The sequence below is a fragment of the Actinocrinis sp. genome, assembly GCF_035653575.1.
Lineage (GTDB): Bacteria > Actinomycetota > Actinomycetes > Streptomycetales > Catenulisporaceae > Actinocrinis.
This window is the reverse complement of sequence record NZ_DASRBQ010000163.1, coordinates 1-20,102: the sequence shown is the minus strand read 5'-3', so window position 1 is coordinate 20,102 and position 20,102 is coordinate 1. Positions and strand designations below refer to the sequence as shown.

Annotated in this window: 17 protein-coding genes, 1 pseudogene and 1 riboswitch; of the genes and pseudogenes, 10 read left to right on the top strand and 8 right to left on the bottom strand. The window is 71.1% G+C overall.

Going from position 1 to position 20,102, the window contains the following annotated elements; all coding sequences use genetic code 11:
* Positions 1–73: 73 nt before the first annotated feature.
* Together VFA06_RS21985 and VFA06_RS21980 are read left to right on the top strand one after the other, a co-directional pair.
* Entirely contained in the window at positions 74–913 is an 840-nt protein-coding gene (locus VFA06_RS21985) for an ABC transporter ATP-binding protein (protein ID WP_324842561.1), read from the top strand.
* Positions 910–1,773 (top strand): ABC transporter permease, encoded by an 864-nt coding sequence (locus tag VFA06_RS21980; protein WP_324842560.1) that lies wholly within the window; start codon positions 910–912, stop codon positions 1,771–1,773. The genes VFA06_RS21985 and VFA06_RS21980 overlap by 4 nt, the downstream gene beginning before the upstream one ends.
* Before the next feature lie 37 nt (positions 1,774–1,810).
* On the opposite strand, the gene VFA06_RS21975 is transcribed toward VFA06_RS21980, so the two are convergent.
* Both VFA06_RS21975 and chrA read right to left on the bottom strand, forming a co-directional pair.
* Complete coding sequence (locus VFA06_RS21975) at positions 1,811–2,089, bottom strand: GlsB/YeaQ/YmgE family stress response membrane protein (RefSeq protein ID WP_324842559.1); 279 nt, start codon at positions 2,087–2,089, stop codon at positions 1,811–1,813.
* A 180-nt stretch (positions 2,090–2,269) separates the two neighbouring features.
* Positions 2,270–3,475, bottom strand: coding sequence for a chromate efflux transporter (gene chrA, locus VFA06_RS21970; RefSeq protein ID WP_324842558.1), 1,206 nt, complete (start codon positions 3,473–3,475; stop codon positions 2,270–2,272).
* A 146-nt stretch (positions 3,476–3,621) separates the two neighbouring features.
* Between chrA and dhaK the strand changes: the two genes are divergently transcribed.
* The 4 genes from dhaK to VFA06_RS21950 all read left to right on the top strand — a co-directional run bounded on the left by dhaK (position 3,622) and on the right by VFA06_RS21950 (position 6,468).
* Positions 3,622–4,614 (top strand): dihydroxyacetone kinase subunit DhaK, encoded by a 993-nt coding sequence (gene dhaK / locus VFA06_RS21965; RefSeq protein ID WP_324842557.1) that lies wholly within the window; start codon positions 3,622–3,624, stop codon positions 4,612–4,614.
* A 3-nt stretch (positions 4,615–4,617) separates the two neighbouring features.
* A complete protein-coding gene (gene dhaL / locus VFA06_RS21960; RefSeq protein WP_324842556.1) occupies positions 4,618–5,340 on the top strand; it encodes a dihydroxyacetone kinase subunit DhaL in 723 nt (240 codons plus the stop codon).
* Positions 5,333–5,761 (top strand): dihydroxyacetone kinase phosphoryl donor subunit DhaM, encoded by a 429-nt coding sequence (gene dhaM, locus VFA06_RS21955; protein WP_324842555.1) that lies wholly within the window; start codon positions 5,333–5,335, stop codon positions 5,759–5,761. Before dhaL ends, dhaM begins: the two co-directional genes overlap by 8 nt.
* A 131-nt stretch (positions 5,762–5,892) precedes the next feature.
* Positions 5,893–6,468: a YbaK/EbsC family protein gene (locus VFA06_RS21950; protein ID WP_349260290.1), complete on the top strand. Its 576-nt coding sequence runs from the start codon at positions 5,893–5,895 to the stop codon at positions 6,466–6,468.
* Between the two features lie 675 nt (positions 6,469–7,143).
* Here VFA06_RS21950 and VFA06_RS21945 read toward each other — a convergent pair.
* The 6 genes from VFA06_RS21945 to VFA06_RS21920 all read right to left on the bottom strand — a co-directional run bounded on the left by VFA06_RS21945 (position 7,144) and on the right by VFA06_RS21920 (position 16,308).
* Positions 7,144–8,139, bottom strand: coding sequence for a TIGR03842 family LLM class F420-dependent oxidoreductase (locus tag VFA06_RS21945; protein ID WP_324842553.1), 996 nt, complete (start codon positions 8,137–8,139; stop codon positions 7,144–7,146).
* An 11-nt stretch (positions 8,140–8,150) separates the two neighbouring features.
* On the bottom strand, positions 8,151–9,554 hold the full coding sequence (hydA, locus tag VFA06_RS21940; RefSeq protein WP_324842552.1) for a dihydropyrimidinase: 1,404 nt from the start codon (positions 9,552–9,554) through the stop codon (positions 8,151–8,153).
* 15 nt (positions 9,555–9,569) lie between these two features.
* Complete coding sequence (locus tag VFA06_RS21935; RefSeq protein ID WP_324842551.1) at positions 9,570–10,412, bottom strand: nitrilase-related carbon-nitrogen hydrolase; 843 nt, start codon at positions 10,410–10,412, stop codon at positions 9,570–9,572.
* A gap of 49 nt (positions 10,413–10,461) precedes the next feature.
* Positions 10,462–11,991, bottom strand: coding sequence for an NCS1 family nucleobase:cation symporter-1 (locus VFA06_RS21930; RefSeq protein WP_324842550.1), 1,530 nt, complete (start codon positions 11,989–11,991; stop codon positions 10,462–10,464).
* A gap of 308 nt (positions 11,992–12,299) precedes the next feature.
* The gene (locus VFA06_RS21925) at positions 12,300–14,594 is read right to left on the bottom strand and encodes an MMPL family transporter (protein WP_324842549.1); all 2,295 of its coding nucleotides are present in this window, start codon (positions 14,592–14,594) and stop codon (positions 12,300–12,302) included.
* A 322-nt stretch (positions 14,595–14,916) separates the two neighbouring features.
* Positions 14,917–16,308 carry an MFS transporter gene (locus VFA06_RS21920; RefSeq protein WP_324842548.1) on the bottom strand — a complete coding sequence of 464 codons (1,392 nt, stop codon included), beginning with the start codon at positions 16,306–16,308 and terminating at the stop codon, positions 14,917–14,919.
* 164 nt (positions 16,309–16,472) lie between these two features.
* Positions 16,473–16,589: riboswitch (guanidine-I (ykkC/yxkD leader) on the top strand.
* Between the two features lie 218 nt (positions 16,590–16,807).
* Between VFA06_RS21920 and VFA06_RS21915 the strand changes: the two genes are divergently transcribed.
* The 4 genes and pseudogenes from VFA06_RS21915 to VFA06_RS21900 form a co-directional block, all read left to right on the top strand.
* Positions 16,808–18,385 carry an amino acid permease gene (locus VFA06_RS21915; protein WP_324842547.1) on the top strand — a complete coding sequence of 526 codons (1,578 nt, stop codon included), beginning with the start codon at positions 16,808–16,810 and terminating at the stop codon, positions 18,383–18,385.
* The gene (locus VFA06_RS21910) at positions 18,382–19,089 is read left to right on the top strand and encodes an urea amidolyase associated protein UAAP1 (RefSeq protein WP_324842546.1); all 708 of its coding nucleotides are present in this window, start codon (positions 18,382–18,384) and stop codon (positions 19,087–19,089) included. The genes VFA06_RS21915 and VFA06_RS21910 overlap by 4 nt, the downstream gene beginning before the upstream one ends.
* On the top strand, positions 19,086–19,709 hold the full coding sequence (locus tag VFA06_RS21905) for an urea amidolyase associated protein UAAP2 (RefSeq protein ID WP_324842545.1): 624 nt from the start codon (positions 19,086–19,088) through the stop codon (positions 19,707–19,709). Before VFA06_RS21910 ends, VFA06_RS21905 begins: the two co-directional genes overlap by 4 nt.
* A pseudogene (locus VFA06_RS21900) lies at positions 19,706–20,102 on the top strand (urea carboxylase); the annotation flags it as partial. The gene VFA06_RS21905 and the pseudogene VFA06_RS21900, both read left to right, overlap by 4 nt.

Genomic DNA, 20,102 nt, shown 5'->3' with positions numbered 1-20,102 from the left:
GGTGGGCCGAGCCCGCCGCGCCGAGCCCGCGCAGCGGTTTGACAGAGCGCCGCCCAGGCCCAAAACTAATCGCATGGTTAATTTCTCCGGAGCGGCCGCCTCCGCGACCGCCGACGCGGCGGCCCGGACCGCGCCCGCACCGGCCGTGGACGTACACGACCTGCGCGTCGTGCGCGGCGGGCGGTCCGTGCTTAAGGGCATCGGCGTCACCATCGCGCGCGGCACGGTCACCGGACTGCTCGGACCGAGCGGTTGCGGCAAGAGCACCTTGATGCGCGCGATCGTCGGCGTGCAGAAGGTGGCCGCCGGCGAGGTCCGGGTGCTCGGCCGCCCTGCCGGAGATAAAGAGCTGCGGCATCGGGTCGGCTACGTAACGCAGGCACCTTCGGTCTACGCAGACCTGTCGATCGCCGAGAACCTGCGGTACTTCGCGGCGATCCTCGGAGTCCCGCGCGACGATGTCCAGCGCGTCATCGAGCAGGTCGGGCTCCAAGGCCGCGAACGCGACCTCGTCTCGCGGCTGTCCGGAGGGCAGCGGGCGCGCGTTTCGCTCGCCGCCGCGCTACTCGGTACCCCGGAGCTGCTGGTGCTCGACGAGCCGACCGTCGGACTCGATCCGGTGCTCCGGACCGAGCTGTGGGACCTGTTCCACGCTCTCGCCGCGGACGGTGCCACGCTGCTGATCTCCAGTCACGTCATGGACGAGGCCACCCGCTGCGGACACCTGCTGCTGATGCGCGACGGCGAGTTCATCGCCGACGACACGCCGGAAGCACTGCTCGCCCGCACCGGCGCGAGCGAGATCGAAGCGGCCTTCCTCGCGCTCGTGGCGAAACAGAGCCCCGCGGCGGAACAGGGCTCTGATGCGAGGCTGTCCGATCAGCCCGAGCCGGTGAAGGGAGCAACCCGGTGAGCCAGTCGACTCCAGCCCCGGCGTCCGAGCAAGCCGCGCACTCGCCGTCCGTCACGCCCGCCGCGGCGCCCGCTGCGGTCCCGGCGCCGGATCACGGCTCTGCGACCGGCGGCCGAGTGGCTGCCAGCATCCGGCGAACCGTCGCCACGGCCGGCCGCGTGCTCGCCCAACTGCGGCACGATCCGCGCACGATCGGCCTGCTGATCGTCGTGCCCTGCGTCCTGCTGGTGCTGCTCAAGTACGTCTTCGACGCGCAGCCGCGCACCTTCGACCACTCCGGGGCGCCGCTGCTCGGCATCTTCCCGCTGATCGTGATGTTCCTAGTCACCTCGGTCGCGACGCTGCGGGAGCGGTCAAGCGGCACCCTGGAGCGGCTGCTGACCATGCCGCTGGCCAAGCTCGACCTGCTGCTCGGCTACGCCCTCGCCTTCGGCGCGCTGGCCCTGCTGCAGGCCGCCGTCGCGTTCGGCCTCACCCTCGGCCCGCTCGGCCTGCACGTCAGCGGCCCGACCTGGCTGCTGTTCGTGGTGGCGCTCGCGGACGGGATCCTGGGCACCGCGCTCGGCCTGTTCGTCTCGGCCTTCGCGGCCACCGAATTCCAGGCCGTGCAGTTCCTGCCCGCGTTCATCCTGCCGCAGTTCCTGCTGTGCGGGCTGTTCACGCCCCGCGAGGACATGCAGACCGTGCTGCGCTGGCTCTCCGATGTCATGCCGCTGTCCTACGCGGTCGACGCGATGAACCGGCTGACCGCGCAGAGCGGCGTCAGCGGCCTGGTCGTCAGGGACCTGATCGTCATCGCCGGCGTCACCGTCGTCGCGCTCGCGCTGGGCGCCGTCACGCTGCGGCGGCGTACTGCCTGACCCTCGCCACGCCGGGGGCGCCCGCGCCGGCGTCGCGCTACGCCCTGGTGTGGCTCTTGGCCCGGTTCGCCCAGACCGGGGCGAGGGCCGCGATCAGCGCCATCGCGATGCCGATCTGCAGAATGTGCCGGATCCAGTCCACTCCGCCGGTGTGCCGCACGCCGATCCACGAGGCGATGCCGTTGCCGAGGAACGCCCCGGCGATGCCGAGCAGCACCGTCAGCCACACCGGGATGGCCTGCTTGCCGGGCAGCAGCAGCCGCGCCAGGCCGCCGATGACCAAGCCGGCGATCAGCGACCACAGGATCTGGAACATGAGCCGAGCCTCCATTCGCCGCACGGACCGGCCGGATGCGGGCCGGGTCGGGTGTCAACCACCCTCACCAGTCTGAGTACCCAGCCGATCCGACGGCCCACGCAGCTGCGCCGAACGAGTGAGCGGCTCCGGTCGCGCCGGTCGGGTTCTGCGAATCGACGCCCAGCGACGCGGTGTCGGTCAGGACAGCGCCAGTCCGATCAGCGCGGCGACGACGCCCAGCGCGCTGGCGCCGAGCAGCGCGCTGACCACGCCGCGCCGCAGCACCAGCAGCCACAGCCCGGCCGCCGCGAGCACCGCGAACTGCCACGGCTCGGTCAGCGCCTTCCCGAGCGTGAACGCCGACCCGCCGATGGCGCCGATCGTCGCCGGGCCGGCGCCGTCGAGGAACGCCTGGACGGACTCGCTGCCGCGCAGCCGGTCGAAGCGGCTCGCGCCGAAGAAGACGAACAGGAACGACGGCGAGAACGCGACCGCCGCGGCCAGCAGCGCGCCGAGCACCCCGGCGGCGCCGTACCCGACGACCGCGACCGTCTGGACCACCGGCCCCGGCGTGATCTGACCGAGCGCCACCGCCGTGGTGAACTGAAGGGCCGTCAGGAAGTGATACCGGTGCACCGCGTCCGCCTGCATCAGTGGGATGATGACGAACCCACCGCCGTACGACAGTGCCCCCACCTTGAACGCGGTCCAGATCAGCCCGCCGAGCCCGGCGGCCGCGGGCACCGCACCGGCAGCGAGCGGCCACAACGACACCTGCGCCGGCAGCGCGGCCCGCCTGCGCCACAGCGTCTCCACGATGCCGCACCCGAGCAGCACCAGCACGAGATAGGGCCCGAGCACGATCGCTGCGGCCGCGCCGATCACCAGGTACGCGGTCCACCGACGCCGCTGCCCCGGACGATGCGTCCGGCGCCGGCTGGCCGGCAGCAGCATCGCCGCCGCGTTCAGCGCGACCGCCGCCACGGCCGAACCCGCGCCGGCTGCCGCGCCGCGAACCCACAGCGGCGGATGCCCGGACAGGAACAGCGCCGAGAGCCCGATGATGATCGCGAGGCCCGGCAGGATGAAGCAGAGCCCGCCGACGATCGCGCCGGGCACGCGCCGCAGCCGCCACGCGCACAGGATCGCCAGCTGCGTCGAGGCCGGTCCCGGCAGCAGGTTCGTCGCGGCGATCGCGTCTTCGAACTCCTCCGCGCCCATCCAGCAGCGTTCTTCGACGCACAGCCGCCGCAGCAGCGCGATGTGCGCCGGAGGGCCGCCGAAGCCGATGCAGCCGATCCGCCCCCACTCGCGCGCGATCGTGCCCAGACCCACCCGCTCGGGTGGGCGCTGCGGCCCGCCGCTGGCCGGAGCGGGCGCATGCGGCGTCTGCGAATCGGTCAACGGGAGTCCTCGGCGGTGGTCACCAGCGGGAAGTAGCAATCCCCAGACAATACCGTCGCGCCGCCGTATCCCCGACCGGCGCGCGCCACCCCCGCATCGGGCCCGCGTCACGCCGCGGCGATCGGGTGCGGGCATAATCTGGAGGCGTGAAGAAGCTGATCAACGCGCCCGACAAGGTAGTCGCCGACGCGCTCGAGGGCCTGGCGGCCGCGCATCCCTCGCTCGCCGTGGACCTGGAGAACCGGGTGGTCACGCGCGCCGAGGGGCCGCGTCCCGGAAAGGTCGGCCTGGTCAGCGGGGGCGGCTCCGGGCACGAGCCGCTGCACGCCGGCTTCGTCGGCTACGGGATGCTCGACGCGGCCTGCCCGGGCGAGGTGTTCACCTCCCCGGTGCCCGACCAGATGCTCGCCGCCGCGAAGGCCGTCAACAGCGGCGCCGGTGTGCTGCAGATCGTGAAGAACTACACCGGCGACGTGCTCAACTTCCAGATGGCCGAGGAACTGGCCGCGGACGAGGGCGTGGAGGTGCGCTCCGTCCTCGTCAACGACGACGTCGCGGTCGAGGACTCGCTCTACACGGCCGGGCGGCGTGGCACCGGCGCCACCGTGTTCGTCGAGAAGATCGCCGGGGCGCTCGCCGAGCAGGGCGCGGACCTGGCCGCCGTCGCCGCCGTAGCCGAGGAGGTCAATGCCCGCAGCCGCTCCTTCGGCATCGCGCTGAGCCCCGCGACCACTCCGGCCTCCGGCCAGCCCGGCTTCACGCTCGACGAATCAGAGATCGAGATCGGCGTCGGCATTCACGGCGAACCCGGCCGCCGCCGCGGCCCGATCGCCTCCGCCGCGCGGCTCGCGGAGACGGCACTCGACGCGATCAGCGACGACATGCCGTTGAGCGGCAACGTGCTCGTCATGGTCAACGGCATGGGCGGAACCCCGCTGATCGAGCTCTACATCGTCTACCGCGAAGTGCAACGGCTGCTGGCGGCCCGGGGCGTCACGATCGCGCGCAATCTGGTCGGCAACTACATCACCAGCCTGGAGATGCAGGGTTTCTCGCTGACGGTCTGCCGGCTCACCGAGCAGTTCACCGAGCTGTGGGACGCACCGGTTCAGACGCCCGCGCTGCGTTGGGGACGGTAGCCGGTGACCACATCACCGGCCGCGCCCGCCCTGGACACCGCCTTCTTCACCGCGTGGATCACCCGCGCCGCCGCCGCGATCGAGGCCGACCGGGTTCGCCTGACCGAACTCGACGCGGCGATCGGCGACGGGGACCACGGCACGAACCTCGACCGCGGCTTCGCCGGCGTGATGCGCGTGCTCGACACCACGAGCCCGCGCACGCCTGCCACGGTTCTCTCGCTCACCGGCACCACCCTGATCTCGAAGGTAGGCGGCGCCTCGGGACCGCTGTACGGCACCGCGTTCCGCCGCGCGGGCAGCGCCCTCGGCGACACCCCGGAGACCGACCTGCCCGGCCTCGCCGCCGCCCTCGACGCGGCGCTCGCCGCGATCCGCAAGCTCGGCGCGGCCCGCGACGGCGACAAGACCATGGTCGACGCGCTCGCCCCGGCGGTCGCCGCGCTGAACGACGCGGCGTCGAAGGCGACGCCGCTGCTCGACGCGCTCTCGGCAATGGTCGACGCGGCGCGCGCGGGAGCCGAGGCGACGATCCCGATGCAGGCCTCGAAGGGCCGCGCGAGCTACCTCGGCCCGCGCAGCATCGGCCACGAGGATCCGGGCGCGGCGTCCACGGTCGTGATCCTCACCGCGCTGCTCGACGCCGCTATCGCCGCGGCGTCTGACGGCCACTCAGCGGCGAGCGGCGGCCCCACCGACGGCCGGGAGGAGCCAAGCGGTGACTGACCAGCAGAACTCTGGCCCGGCAGCGTCCGCGCCGGTCGTCGGACTCGTCCTGGTCTCACACAGCGCGCGCCTCGCCGAGGGCGCCGCTGAGCTGGCGCGGCAGCTGGGAGGCGAGGCCCCGGTCGAACCGGCCGGCGGCCTGCCGGAGGGCGGCCTGGGCACCAGCATCGAGCTGATCGAGCAGGCGGTGCGCGCAGCCGATCGCGGCGCCGGCGTGGTGATACTCGCCGACCTCGGCAGCGCCGTGCTCACGGTCAAGCTCCTGCTCGACGACGCGGCCGACCTGCCCGGTCCGGTCGTCCTCGCCGACGCGCCACTGGTCGAGGGCGCGGTCTCGGCGGCGGTAGCGGCCGCCTCGGGGGCCGACCTCGACGCCGTCCGCGCCGCGGCCGAGGAAGCCCGCGATTTCCGCAAGCTCTGACCCCGTCCCGCGATCTCACCGCGTCGCTCGATCTCACCCGTCACCCGTCACGAGTCCCTCGCGCAGTCGCCGAATCTCACCGTCGCTCGATCTGACACCGCCGCCGCAATATCCGCCTGCCGCCGCGTGGCATGCTGGGACCCGTGACCGTGAACGTCGTCCTGCAACCCGCCGCCGATCACCCCGAGCTGCTCGCCGCGCCGACCGCCAAGGCCCTCGCCGAGCACGCCGCCACCCTCCCGCTGCCCGAGATCCAGGTCGGCGCGATCGACCCCGCGCTCGCGGACACCGCCGCGTTCTGCGCCGAGTACGGCGTCGGCCTCGACGAGTCCGCCAACTGCGTCGTCGTCGCGGCCAAACGGGCCGGCCAGACCACCTACGCGGCCTGCCTCGTGCTCGCCACCACCCGCGCCGACATCAACGGGCTGGCCCGGCGCCACCTCGGCGCCCGCAAGATCTCCTTCGCGCCGATGGACGAGGCGGTCGAGCTCACCGGCATGGAGTACGGCGGCATCACCCCGGTCGGCCTGCCCGCCGACTGGCCGATCCTCATCGACGCGGCCGTCGCCGCCGCGCCCCGCGTCGTGGTCGGCTCCGGCATCCGCGGCTCCAAGCTCTGGCTGCCGGGCCTCGCGCTCACCCTGCTGCCGGGCGCGGAAGTACTGCCCGGCCTCGGCATGGTTCCGGGCGCCCCGGCGACGCAGTGAACTCGTCGCGCGCCTGACCTGTCTCGCTGAGCGGACAACCGGTCTGCGCGGTTCGCCGAATTAAGCTTACGTCTACGGCTAACGCGCTTCGCGCTGAAAAGCCCCCACCCGCCCACCCTGCTCCGCGTCCTCGCTGGCGCTCGGCCGCTACGCGAATCAGGGCGCTGCCGCGCACGCGCTGCGCGCTGAACGCCGCGCGGATCCTCTGGGACGCTGCGCTGCGCTGCGGCGCACGCCGCCTCGCTGACGCTCGGCGGCTGCGACCCGTCGCCGACCCGATCGCTGTCCTCTCCCGTCGGGCCGAAGTGTGCACTGTGACCACAGGGTCCTCGACGCTCGCGCACCGCGCGCGGGCTGGCGCTGGTCTGCGTCTGGGAAGGAAAGGCGCGGCGAAAAGGCGGGCGCCGATCGCGGAGTAGGGTGGGCGGGTGGGTGCTCTTCAGCGCGCGGAGACGCCGAGCGAAGTGCGAGGCGGCGGAGCACGCGGCAACTACACGGCTGTCCCGCTCAACGAGACAGTCAACGGTCTGTCTCGCTGCACAGGACAGTTCGGTGGTTGTCCAGCTGGGCGAGACAACCGCCGACCTTCGCCCGCCGGGCCGCGCTGTTGTCCAGCTGGGCGAGACAAGGTGCAGCCGCTCGCCGCTTGCCGCCTACTGCCTGCTGCTTGTCGAGTTACCTCAGGGCGGGGATCACATCCTGGCCGTACGCCCAGAGCGTCTGCTCCGGCTGATCGTGCATCAGGTACAGCGCGAACTGGTTGACGCCGAGCTCGGCCAGTTCGGTGAGGCGGTCGCGGTGCGCGGAAGCCGGGCCGAGCAGGCAGAAGCGGTCAACGATCTCATCGGGGACGAAGTCGGTCGACGGATTGCCGGCTCGGCCGTGGTGTGAGTAGTCGTAGCCGTCACGGCCCTTGATGTAATCCGTCAGGGCCCGGGGGACCGGGCCGTCCGCGCCGTAGCGCGTCACCAGGTCCGCGACGTGGTTGCCCACCATCCCGCCGAACCAGCGGGTCTGCTCGCGCGCGTGGGCCAGATCCTCGCCGACGTATGCGGGTGCTGAGACGCAGATCGTGATCGTGTCCGGGTCGCGGCCCGCCTCCTTCGCGGCGTCGCGCACCGTGCCGATCGTCCAGCGCGCGATGTCGGGGTCCGCGCACTGCAGCACGAAGCCGTCCGCCTGCTCGCCGACCAGCTTGAGCGCCTTGGGCCCATACGCCGCCATCCACATCGGCAGCCGGCCGCCGCGCACCCACGGGATCTTGACCATCACGCCGTTGAGCTGGGTCTCCCTGCCTTCCGCCAGATCCTTCACCGCGCGCATGCACGCGCCGACCGTCGCCAGGCTCTCCGGCTTGCGGCCTATCACGCGCAGCGCCGAGTCGCCCCGGCCGATCGCGCAGACCGTACGGTTGCCGTACATGTCGTTGAGCGTGGCGAACAGGGACGCGAGCACCGACCAGTCGCGGGTGCCCGGATTGGTCACCAGCGGGCCGACGCGCAGCCGCTCGGTCGCGGCCAGGATCCGCGAGTAGATGACGAACGGCTCCTGCCACAGCACCGTGGAGTCGAAGGTCCAGCCGTAGCCGAAACCGAGCTGCTCGGCCTGCCGCATCGTGTCGACGAGTCTGGTGGCCGGGGGGTCCGTTTGCAGGACGACGCCGAAATCCATGACGCTTCCTCTCAGACCAGGTACTGGGACAGGCCGCGGCGCACGAACTGTCCGTGCCCCGACTTGCCGTGGAACTCGCCGTCGCGGATGACCACGGAGCCGCGCGAGAGCACGGTGTCGACCCGGCCGGTGATCTCCATCCCCTCATACGCCGAATAGTCCACGTTCATGTGGTGCGTCGCGGCACTGATGGTCTGGTGCGCGTCCGGGTCGTAGACCACGATGTCGGCGTCCGCGCCGGGCGCGATGACGCCCTTGCGGCCGTAGAGCCCGAACATGCGCGCCGGGGTGGTGGAGCACAGCTCGACCCACCGCTCCTTGCTGATCTTCCCGGCGGCGACGCCCTGGTAGATCAGGTCCATGCGATGCTCGACGCCCGGCATGCCGTTGGGGATCTTCGAGAAGTCGCCGCGGCCGAGCTCTTTCTGGTCCTTGAAGCAGAACGGGCAGTGGTCGGTGGAGATGACGGACAGGTCGTTGGTGCGCAGCCCCTTCCACAGCGCCTCGGTGTGCTCGCGCGGACGCAGCGGCGGGGACGCGACGTACTTCGCGCCCTCGAAGTCCGGCTTGGCCAGGTCATCAAGGGCCAGATACAGGTACTGCGGGCACGTCTCGGCGAAGACGTTCTGCCCGCCGTCACGCGCCTCGGTCACCGCGTTCAGGGCCTGCGACGCCGTCAGGTGCACGATGTACAGCGGCGCCCCGGTGACCTTCGCCAGCTGGATCGCGCGGCTGGTCGCCTCGCCCTCCAGCTCCGGCGGCCGGGTCAGCCCGTGGTACACCGGATCGGTGCGGCCCTCGGCCAGCGCCTGCGCGACCAGCTGGTCGATCGCGATGCCGTTCTCGGCGTGCATCATGATGACCGCGCCGTTCGCCCTGGCCTTCTGCATCGCCAGGAAGATCTCGCCGTCGGTCGAGTAGAACACGCCCGGGTACGCCATGAACATCTTGAAGCTGGTCACCCCGGCCTCGACCGCGGCGTCCATCTCCTTGAGCGCGGCCTCGTTCACGTCCGAGATGATCGCGTGGAAGCCGTAGTCGATCGCGCAGTTGCCGTCCGCCTTGGCGTGCCAGGCCTCGATCCCGGCCAGCAGCGAGGCGCCCTTGCTCTGCACCGCGAAGTCCACGATCGTCGTGGTTCCGCCCCAGGCCGCCGCTCTCGTCCCGGTCTCGAAGGTGTCCGAGGCGAAGGTGCCGCCGAAGGGCAGCTCCATGTGCGTGTGCACGTCGATGCCGCCGGGGATCACGTACTTCCCGGTCGCGTCGATCACCGTACCGGCGACCGCGCTCCACGACTCGGCCAGCGGAGTGCTCGGGACGGCCAGCGCGGCGACGCTCTCGCCGTCGACCAGGACGTCGGCGAGCGCCGAACCGGTCGCCGAAACGACCGTGCCACCGCGAATCAGGATGCTCATCTAGACCCCTTCCCGTCAGGCCTCGGTCAGCGGGCCGTAGGTGTCGGGACGTCGGTCCCGGTAGAAGGCCCACAGGTCACGTACCTCCTGCAGCTGGCCCATGTCCAGGTCCCGGACCACGATCTCTTCCTCGGTGTCCGACGCCGCCTCGCCGACCAGCTGCCCGCGCGGGTCGACGAAGTAGGACTGGCCGTAGAAGTCGTTGTCGCCCAGCGGTTCCACGCCGACCCGGTTGATGGCGCCGACGAAGTACTCGTTGGCGACCGCGGCGGCCGGCTGCTCCAGGCGCCACAGGTACTGTGACAGGCCCCTGCTGGTCGCCGAGGGGTTGAACACGATGCGCGCGCCGGCCAGGCCCAGCGCCCGCCAGCCCTCGGGGAAGTGCCGCTCGTAGCAGATGTAGACCCCGATCCGGCCGACCGCGGTGTCGAAGATCGGGTAGCCGAGGTTGCCGGGCCGGAAGTAGAACTTCTCCCAGAACCCGCGCACCTGCGGGATGTGGTTCTTGCGGTGCTTGCCGAGGTAGCTGCCGTCCGCGTCGATCACGGCCGCGGTGTTGTAGTAGACGCCGGGCTGTTCGTGCTCGTACATCGGCACGATCAGCACCACGCCGTTCTCCCGCGCCACCTCCTGCATCAGCCGTGTGGTCGGCCCGTCGGGGATCGCCTCGGTGTAGCCGAAGTACTCCGGTTCCTGGACCTGGCAGAAGTAAGGCCCGTAGAAGAGCTCCTGCAGGCAGACCACCTGCGCGCCCTGCGCCGCGGCCGCCTGCACGTGCGTCACCGCGTTCTCGATCATGGTCTTCTTCTCGCCGGTCCACTTCTGCTGGACCAGCGCCGCCCGCACGATCTCCGACACCCTCACCACGCCCTTCCGTACTGTCCGCACTCATTACATGGAAAGCTCGTCACTGCTGCGCCGCCACCGCTGGCCGCGCCGCCACCCCGGCCCGTCCCGGCAGGGCCGCGAGCAGCAGGTAGAGCACGAGGCCGGCGCCGAAGCCCACCGCCCAGCTGTAGGAGTACAGCGGCTTGAGGAACGGGATCAGCCCGTTCGCCGGGAACGGCCCCGAGGTGCCCGGCGCCGTGTTCGCCCCGCCGACCGCGAGCACCGCGCCGATCAGGGTCGCGGTCACCGCCGGCCAGCTCCAGCCCGCCGCGAACCAGTACTTGCCGCCGCGCCGGTACAGGTCCGCCGGGTCCAGCCGGGTGCGCCGCACGAACCAGTACCCTGCGACCAGCACCCCGGCCACCGCGCCGAGCACGCCGCCGTAGAAGTCCAGCCAGTCGAAGATGTACACGTGCGGGTCGCTCAGCAGCTTCCACGGCATGAGCAGCACGCCGACCACGCCCGCGATCAGGCCGCCGACCCGCCGCGAGATCACCTTCGGCGCCAGGTTGGAGAAGTCGTAGGAGGGGCTGACCACGTTCGCGGCCACGTTCACCGAGACGGTCGCCACCAGAAGGGTGACCAGCCCGAGCGTCACCACGAAGGGGTTGGAGAACTTGGCCGCCAGCTGCGTGGGGTCCCAGATCGCCTTGCCGTAGATGATCGCGGTGCCCGAGGAGATCATCACCGCGATCAGCGAGAAGAAGGTCATCGTGGTGGGCAGGCCGAGCACCTGGCCCCAGGCCTGGCCGCGCTGCGAGCGGGAGAAGCGGGTGAAGTCCGGCATGTTGAGCGAGAGCGTCGCCCAGAACGCGATCATCGCCATCAGCGAGGGCCAGAACACGGGCCAGAACTTTCCGCCCCAGCCGAGCGCGGCCGGCTGCGAGAGCAGCGATCCGACGCCGTTGGCGCGATAGATCACCCAGCCGAGGACCGCGAGGAAGACCACGAGCACGAACGGGGCGGCCCAGTTCTCGAAGCGGCGCAGCGTGTCCATGCCGCGCCAGATGATCGCCATCTGGATCACCCAGAAGACCGCGAAGGCCACCCACAGCGTCCACGGCTGCCCGAGCACGGAGGAGGCGTTCGTCCACCAGGAGCCGAACAGCTTGCCGGCCACGACGCTGATGCCCTCGCCGCCGATCCAGGTCTGGATGCCGAACCAGCCGCAGGCGACCAGCGCACGCAGCAGCGCGGCCAGGTTCGCCCCGCGCAGGCCGTAGAAGGCCCGGGCGAACACCGGGAACGGGATTCCGTACTTGGTCCCGGCGTGGCTGTTGAGCAGCATCGGGACCAGCACGATCAGATTGCCGAGGGCGATCGTGATCAGCGCCTGCACCGGGTTCATCCCGGCCGCGATCAGGCTGGCGGCCAGGGTGTAGGTGACCAGGTTGTGCGACATGCCGATCCACAGCGCCGCGTAGTTGTAGAGGGACCAGGTGCGCTGGGCCAGCGGGACGGGCAGCAGTTCCGGGTTGGCGTACGGGCTGTCGGCGAGTTCGCCCGGGTCGGCGAGCTCGACCTGGCCCTCGGTTTGGAGAGAAGCCACGGCGGGTGCTCCGATCGCGAGTGGGACGGGGGAGCCGTCACCTCCAGCGTCCCGGCGCGCGCTCGGCCGGCGCCCTGGCGGCTCGCCCGGGGCGCTGGTCGGATCGGCGCCGAACTTGCTGGTGGAGGGCAAGATGATGCCCGATCCCGCAGATCGGCGAACCACGCCGAACGCTAAATCTTCCTGACGGCCCCCGCGGACCTCGCGAACGGTTCGTGTCCAGGGCGATACGCCGCGTGGAGAATTCGTCGGTTTCTACAGTGCGGCCCGCGCGAACCCGCGCGCCGCGGCCCGCATGCTGCCTTAGCTCAGTCGTAACTCGCGGCCGGCGCCGGGCCGTTGGCGATAACTCCAACCCGCGGCTTGCGGCGCGGCGCCGGAAGCGGGATGTGATGTGGGTCACATTCGACGTGGAGATGCGGCAGGATCCGGTCCAGCCAGGCCGGCAGCCACCAGTTGGCCCGGCCGAACAGGTGCATCACCGCCGGGACCAGCACGGTCCGCAGCACGAAGGCGTCCAGCGCGACCGCGGTGGCCAGGCCGATCCCGAACTCGCCGATGACCCGCTGGCTGCCGACGGCGAAGGCGCAGAACACGCAGATCATGATGGTGGCGGCGGCGGTGATCACGCGGGCCGTCTCCACCTGGCCGATCTTCACCGCGCGGGCGTTGTCCCGGTGCCGCACCCATTCCTCGTGCATCCGCGAGACCAGGAAGACCTGATAGTCCATCGACAGGCCGAACAGGATCGCCACCATCATCACCGGCAGGAAGGCCTCCACCGGTCCCGCGCCGCCCATGCCGAGCTTGTCGGAGCCCCAGCCCCACTCGAAGAACGCGGTGACCACGCCGAAGGAGGCGGCCGCGGCGATCAGGTTCATCACGGCGGCGGTCAGCGGCACCAGCAGGCAGCGGAAGGCGACCACGAGCAGCAGGAAGCCGAGCGCGGCGATCAGCCCGACGAACAGCGGCAGCTTGCCGCCGAGCACCGCGGCGAAGTCCGCGTAGACCGCGGTCAGCCCGCCGACGTAGGCCTTCAGGCCGCTGCCGGCCTCGGCCTTGGGGATCACCTGCTGGCGCAGCGTGCTGATAAGACCCGTGGTCTGCTTCGACTCGGGCGAGCTGGCCGGCACCACATTGATCACCTCCACGCGGCCGTCCGCCGACTGCGCTCCGACCTCGACGGCCGCGACGCCGGAGGTCCGTTCCAGCGCGACCACCAGGTTCGAGAGCGCCGCCTTGTCGTCGGCCAGGGCCGACTGGCTCACCGCGCCGGCGCCGGTCGCCGGCGGAAGGTCGGCCACCAGCGTCAGCGGACCGTTCACGCCCGGGCCGAAGCCCTCGGCCATCAGGTCGTACGCCTTGCGCGTCGTCGTGCCCGCCGGGTCGTTGCCGGAGTCGGAAGCGCCGAGCCGCAGGGTGAGCACCGGCACCGCGAGCACCACCATCATCGCCAGGGCGAGCAGGCTCATCAGCCGGGGCCGCCGCTCCACCGAGCCGGCCCAGCGGCGCCACCACCCGCGCTTGTCCTCGGTGCCGTGCGTGTCCTCGCTCCAGCCGCCGAGTTCAAGCCGCCGCCGTTCACGTCTGCCGAAGACCCGCAGCCCGAGCAGGCCGAGCGTCGCGGGCAGCAGGGTGAGCGAGGCCAGCACGGTGAACCCGACGGTCACCGAGGCGGCGAGCGCCACCCCGTCGAGGAATCCGAGGCCGAGCACCATCATCCCGAGCAGGGCGATGCACACCGTCCCGCCCGCGAACAGCACCGCGCGGCCCGAGGTGTTGACCGCGGTGCCGATCGCCTCGCCCACCGGCAGCCCGGAGCGCAGCGCGCAGCGGAACCGGGTGACGATGAACAGGGCGTAGTCGATCCCGACGCCGAGCCCGATCAGCGCGCCCAGCGTCGGGGCGAAGTCCGCGACGTTCATCGCGTGGCTGAGCAGTCCGATCGCGAGGATGCCGCCGCCGACGCCCGCGACCCCGGTGAGGATCGGCAACGCCATCGCGAACAGCGAGCCGAACACCGCGAACAGTACGATCGCGGCGGCGATGATGCCGACCAGCTCGCTGTTGGAGTCCGGGCTCTGCTCGGTGCCCTGCACCGCCGAGCCGCCGACCTCGACCTGCAGGCTCCCGGTCGAGGCGCGCTGCGCGGTCTGCACCAGCGCGCGCAGCCCGGCGGCGGAGGGGGCCGCCTTGCCGTCGGCGAGCTGGACCGAGGCGTAAGCGGTGTGCCCGTCCGCGCTGATCTGGCCGCTGCCCCCGCTGTCGATGCCGGTGTCCGCGTACGGACTCGACACCGCGTTCACGCCGGGCATCCGGGCTATCGCGCTGAGCACCGAATTGACTCGCGTCTGCACCGCGGCCGAACGGACCGAGCCGGCCGAGTCGTGCCAGACGACGGTGGCCGAATCCCCGTTCTGCCCCGGAAACTCCGCGCTAAGCAACTGGTACGCCTTGGCCGAGTCGGTGTTCTTCAAGGAGAACGAACTCGAGTACTTACTGCCCGAGGCCACCGCCGCCGCGCCGAGGCCGAGCAGCAGGGCGATCCAGAGCAGGACTACGGCCAGGCGGTGCCGATGGCACCACCGCGCGAGTGCGGTCACTCGGTGTCTCCCGGGGTCGAACAGCGAGTGTCGCGCGTGGTGCGGAAACGTGCTGTTGTGCGAAGAACGGCGGTCTATTCGGTTGAACGGGCGGGCGCTTCGCGGCGCCAGCGCGGGCCGGCCGTTTCGGCGCAGCCTGATGTACGAGGCCTTGTTTCATGGACTTCGGACAAAAGGTGATCACCCGGCGAAACGCGTGCCGAGTGGTGCACACCGACCACCATGACAGAACGAAGAGTTTTCCGGGACGGTTCCGGGGTAATTCTTACGATCGTTTCATCGCGCGGGAGCAGGCGCGGCGATCTGACGTCGTGTTATAACGCTAGGAATTTGCGCGGTAACGCCAATAAGAGGGCGAGAAAGTGGCGAGAATCACTACGCCCGCCACCACGGCCAGCCCGCCCGCCGCGACCGCGGTCCTGGTGCCGAGCGCGGCGCCCGCGATGCCGTGCACCAGATCCGCCAGCCGCGGACCGCCCGCGACGACCACGGTGAAGACGCCCTGCATCCGCCCGCGCATCTCGTCCGGCGCCGCCATCTGCAGGATGGAGCCGCGGAAGACCATCGAGACGAAGTCGGCCACGCCGCCGATCGCCAGGAACAGGCAGGCCAGCAGGATCGAGCCGGACAGGCCGAGCCCGAGCATCGCCAGACCCCACGCCGTGACCGCGCCTATGGTCATCGCTCCGTGCCGGCGCACGCGCGTGTACGTCCCGGACAGCAGCCCGCCGACCAGGGCGCCGGCCGGCATCGCGGCGAACAGCAGCCCGAGCGCGAGATGGTTGGAGGCGTAGGTGGTCGCGGCCATCTGCGGGAAGAGCGCGCGCGGCATCCCGAACACCATCGCGATCAGATCGACGACGAAGGAGCCCAGCAGCAGCCGGTTCGCCGCGACGAAGCGGAAGCCGTCGGCCACCTGGGCCCAGCCGGTGCGGCGGGCTTCGACCGGCGCGCTCGCCTCTGCCGCGCCGGAGGTGGGGGAGTCCCCAGCCTTCAACGGGGGCAGTGCGGGCAGCCGGTAGACCGCCCACAGCGTCGCGGTCAGCCCGACCGCGTCGAGCAGGTAGAGCGTCGAAAGGCCGATGATCGGAATCAGCGCGCCCGCGACCATGGGTCCGAACAAGGCGCCCGCGAGCATCACCGTCGCGCCGAGCGAGTTAGCCGCGGGCAGCTCTTCCTCCGGCACCAGCCGCGGGATGGCCGAGCCGCGTGCCGCCGAGTTGACGCCGAAAAGGCCCTGCTGCGCGGCGAGCAGCACGATCAGCGGCCACACCGAGTGCAGCCCGGCGGCCGCCTGCGCCCAGAACGCGATCGAGGTCACCGCGATGCCGACGTTGGTCGTCAGCAGCAGCTTGCGCCGGTCCACCGCGTCGGCCACGGCCCCGCCCCACAGCCCGAAGACCACCAGCGGCGCGAGCGCGGCGAAGCTTGCGATGCCGATCCAAGTCGAGGAACCGGTGACGTCATAGATCTGCTTGGGTACGGCGACCGCGGTCAGCTGGCTGCCGACGCTGGTGATCACGTTCGACGACCACAACCGCCGATATGCCGGGTGCCGCAGCGGCCGAGTATCGATGGCGAACCGGGAGAACGCGCGGCGCGGGCGGCCGGGCGCGTCGGCGACCGCCGTGGCAGACGCAGCACTTGATGCGGTAGCGGTGTGAGCCGACGGTTCAGGTATCTCTGCTGTTGGCGCAGCGGCAGAGGTGGGCATGGTACGGAATGCTACCGGCTTGCACCAATTACCTCACCAACGGTCCGCTCTATGAACGCGCATCGTTTCCGTTTACCTGTGCGCTCGGATTGACCTCGCGGTAACAGACTCGTTCGACGACGGTGACGCACCGGCGCTTTGCTCACTGGCGACCCGCTAGTCAGGCGGGGCGCGTCTAGGGTTCCGCCGGCGCACGGCACACCGCCGCAGCCGGGCCTGGTCCGAGAGACGCAGGCGGCACATTGCGTGTCGTTCCACGGCGGGAGAAAAGCCCGGGAGGCCAGGTCGATCCGGCACGCCGGATCCCGGTCCCGGAGCGTGCCGTGACAGCATCCGCAGCACTCGCACATTTGCAACAAGTTGATACTCGGCCCGGTGCTGTCGATGACGCACAGGCAGCCGGGCCCCTCCTCCCTCGCTCCGAGCGCGCAGTGACGCGCGTCGCACCGCTCTTCCACGTCCCGCCCTCTTCCGCCCTGCGCTCAGAAAGGCGAACGCCGTGACCGCGACCGTCTCCCTCCAACCGCCGGGCGGCGTCCCGGCGTCCGGCGCCTCCGACGTCCACGACGCCGAGGACCTCGCCGGATTCGGCTACCCGCAGCAGCTGCGCCGCAGGCTCGGCTCCTACGCCTCCTTCGCCGCCGGCTTCTCCTTCGTCTCGATCCTGACCACCGTCTTCCAGCTGTTCTCCTTCGGCTACTCCTTCGGCGGCCCGGCCTTCTTCTGGACCTGGCCGCTGGTGTTCACCGGGCAGTTCCTCGTCGCGCTGTGCTTCGCCGAACTGGCCGCCCGCTACCCGATATCGGGCTGCGTGTATCAGTGGTCGCGGCGGCTTTCCACCGGCCTGACCGGCCACTTCGCCGGCTGGACGATGCTGATCGGCCAGATCGTGAGCGTCTCGGCGGCGGCGATCGCGCTGCAGGTGGTGCTGCCATCGGTCTGGTCCGGCTTCCAGCTGGTCGGCGGCGACCCGACGCTGACGACCCGCACCGGCGCGACCAACGCGGTTCTGGTGGGTGCGATCCTCATCGCGCTGACCACTGTGATCTCGGCCATCGGCGTGCGCGTCATGTCCCTGATCAACAGCATCGGCGTCACCTGCGAACTCGTCGGCGTCGCAGTGCTGATCGCGATGCTGTTCGCGCACGCCAAGCGCGGGCCCAGCGTCGTGCTGCACACCGAGGGCGTCCAGGGGCACAGCGCGTACGTCTGGCCGTTCCTCGTCTCGGCGCTCATGGCGGCATACGTGATGTACGGGTTCGACAGCGCCGGCGAGTTGAGCGAGGAGACCCGCTCACCGCGCAAGACCGCTCCGCGCGCGATCCTGCGCGCGCTGGGGGCTTCGGGCGTCGGCGGCGCGCTGCTGCTCATCGGCGCGCTGATGGCGGCGCCCTCCCTGACGGACGGCAACCTGGCGACCGGCGGTCTGCCGTACGTGGTCACCAGCAGGCTCGGAACCGGCCCCGGCAAGGCGCTGCTGGTCGACGTCGCGATCGCGATCTGCGTGTGCACGCTGGCGATCCAGACCGCCGCGTCGCGGCTGATGTACTCGATGGCCCGCGACGGCGCGCTGCCCGGATCGACGCGGCTGGCCCGCGTTTCCCCGCGCACCGCGACGCCGGTGCTGCCGACCGTGATCGTCGGGGTCGCCGCGATCGCGGTGCTCGGCGTCAACGTCGGTCAGGCGCAGCTGTTCACCGCGCTGACCAGCGTCGCGGTGGTGATCGTGTACTGCGCCTACCTGCTGGTGACCGTTCCGCTGCTGGTGCGCCGCCTGCGCGGGCTGCCGGAAGCCGGGGCCGGCCAGTTCTCGCTCGGCCGCCTCGGACTGCCGGTCAACGTCCTCGCCGTGGCCTACGGCGCGTTCATGGTGGTCAACATGGGCTGGCCGCGTGCCGAGGTCTACGACCCGGCCGGCGGCCACTGGTACCTGAAGTACTTCGCGCTGCTGTTCTGCGCCGGCGCCGGTCTCATCGGCTGGCTGATGTACCGCGCGGTCAACGCCTCGCGTACGCCCGCGGCCGCAGCCGTATCGCCGCTGGCCATCGGCGACGCCACGCTGGAGGGAGCGGAGTGACGCGCAGCTTCGAGATCCCCGGCGGGGCGGCGGACTCGCTGCGGCTGCGGCGTCACAGGGCGCTGACGCTGACCTGCCTCGCCGACGGCGCCAACGTGTCAATGCTCATCTACTGCGCCGAGAATCCGTTGGACCGACTCAACATCCCGGACACGCTCAAGGCCCAGATGTCCGCGCGCATCACGGCGCCGATGGTGCTGATGTCCGACATGGGTCGCGCGCTGGCCAGCGTCACCGGCTCCAGCCTCGACTGGCATGACGCGGTCACCGGTCACGGCCTCGACGCGCACGTCGAGCAGCGGCACGGCCCCTCCAACTACGCCGCGCACGGCAACGACTGGCGGCGCAGCGCCCGCGCCGGGTTGCTCGACGAGCTGTGGAAGCACGGGCTCGGCGCGCGCGACCTGCACGCCAGCGTCAACTGGTTCACGAAGGTCGAGCCGGCCGGAGACGAGCGCGGCACCCTCGCGTTCGTGCCCGGCCACGCCGTCGCGGGGGACTGGGTCACCTTGCGCGCCGAACAGGACCTGCTGGTCGTGCTTTCCACGTCACCGCATCCGCTCGATCCGGCCGAGCACTGGCAGCCCGCCGCGGTGCGCGTGACGGTCGAGCAGGCCGCCGCGCCGGGTGACGGCGACCCGAGCCGCACGTTCCGCGCCGAGTCCGCCCGAGCCCTCGCCGTCACCGAGAGGAGCCTGCTGTGACCAAGGCCGAGTTGCTGTTCGACCTGACCGTCGCCGCCGGAGACGGCTGGATCGGCGAGGTTCCGGTCGGCGGCTCGTTCCGGATCACCGATCTGGAAGGGAATCAGGCGGTAGACACGCTGTTCTACGACGCCCGCGACTACGCCAACCGGTACAGCGCGGTGGACACGATCCGCGAGCAGGGCGCGGTCTATCTCACCACCGGATCGGTGCTGCGCACGGTCAACGGCGACGCGCTCGCCACGATCGTCGACGACACCTGCGGACGGCACGACACGATCGGCGGCGCGTGCTCGCAGGAGAGCAACGTCGTGCGTTACGGCGAGCACACCAGGCATCAGCACGCGTGCCGCGCGACGTTCCTGCGTCAGGCGATCGGCTGGGGTAAAGGTCTGGACAAGCGGGACCTGACCCACAACGTCAACTTCTTCATGAACGTACCGCTGACCCCTGAAGGCGGTCTGACCTTCGAGGACGGGGTCTCCGCGCCGGGCAAGTACGTCGAGCTGCGCGCCGAACGGGACCTGCTTGTGCTGGTCTCCAACTGCCCTCAGCTGAACAACCCGTGCAACGGCTACAACCCGACGCCGATTCAGCTCACCGGCCGGGCCGCGCCGTGACGTTGCTGACGTACGCGTCCTCGCCTTCCGGCCGGACATCCGCTGCGCCCACGCGGCCCGAGGCGGTCGGAATCGGCGGTCGGGCCATCGAGATCCTTGATCCCGGAACGCAGACCACCGTGCAGGACTTGGCCGGCCGGCGCGGCCTTTGGGGCGTCGGAGTGCCACCGTCGGGGGCGTTCGACGACTACGCTTGCGCGCTGGCCAATCTGGCCGTGGGAAACGATCCCGGTGCCGCCGCGCTCGAAGCGGTATTAACAGGCCCACAGGTGGTGTTCCGGGATCGCGCGCTGGTCGCCGTCGCAGGGGCCTGCCAATCGGCGCGTTTGGCGGGTCGCCGGCTGCGGGCGGGCGTGCCCGCGACGGCGCTGCCCGGCGATGTGCTCGACTTCG

What these genes read in the sequence shown, in the direction of transcription:
- VFA06_RS21985 (WP_324842561.1), top strand. Translation starts at nt 74, where the DNA reads ATGGTTAATTTCTCCGGAGCGGCCGCCTCCGCGACCGCCGACGCGGCG.
- VFA06_RS21975 (WP_324842559.1), bottom strand. Translation starts at nt 2,089, where the DNA reads ATGTTCCAGATCCTGTGGTCGCTGATCGCCGGCTTGGTCATCGGCGGC.
- VFA06_RS21950 (WP_349260290.1), top strand. Translation starts at nt 5,893, where the DNA reads ATGCTGGGACCCGTGACCGTGAACGTCGTCCTGCAACCCGCCGCCGAT.
- VFA06_RS21945 (WP_324842553.1), bottom strand. Translation starts at nt 8,139, where the DNA reads ATGGATTTCGGCGTCGTCCTGCAAACGGACCCCCCGGCCACCAGACTC.
- hydA (WP_324842552.1), bottom strand. Translation starts at nt 9,554, where the DNA reads ATGAGCATCCTGATTCGCGGTGGCACGGTCGTTTCGGCGACCGGTTCG.
- VFA06_RS21920 (WP_324842548.1), bottom strand. Translation starts at nt 16,308, where the DNA reads ATGCCCACCTCTGCCGCTGCGCCAACAGCAGAGATACCTGAACCGTCG.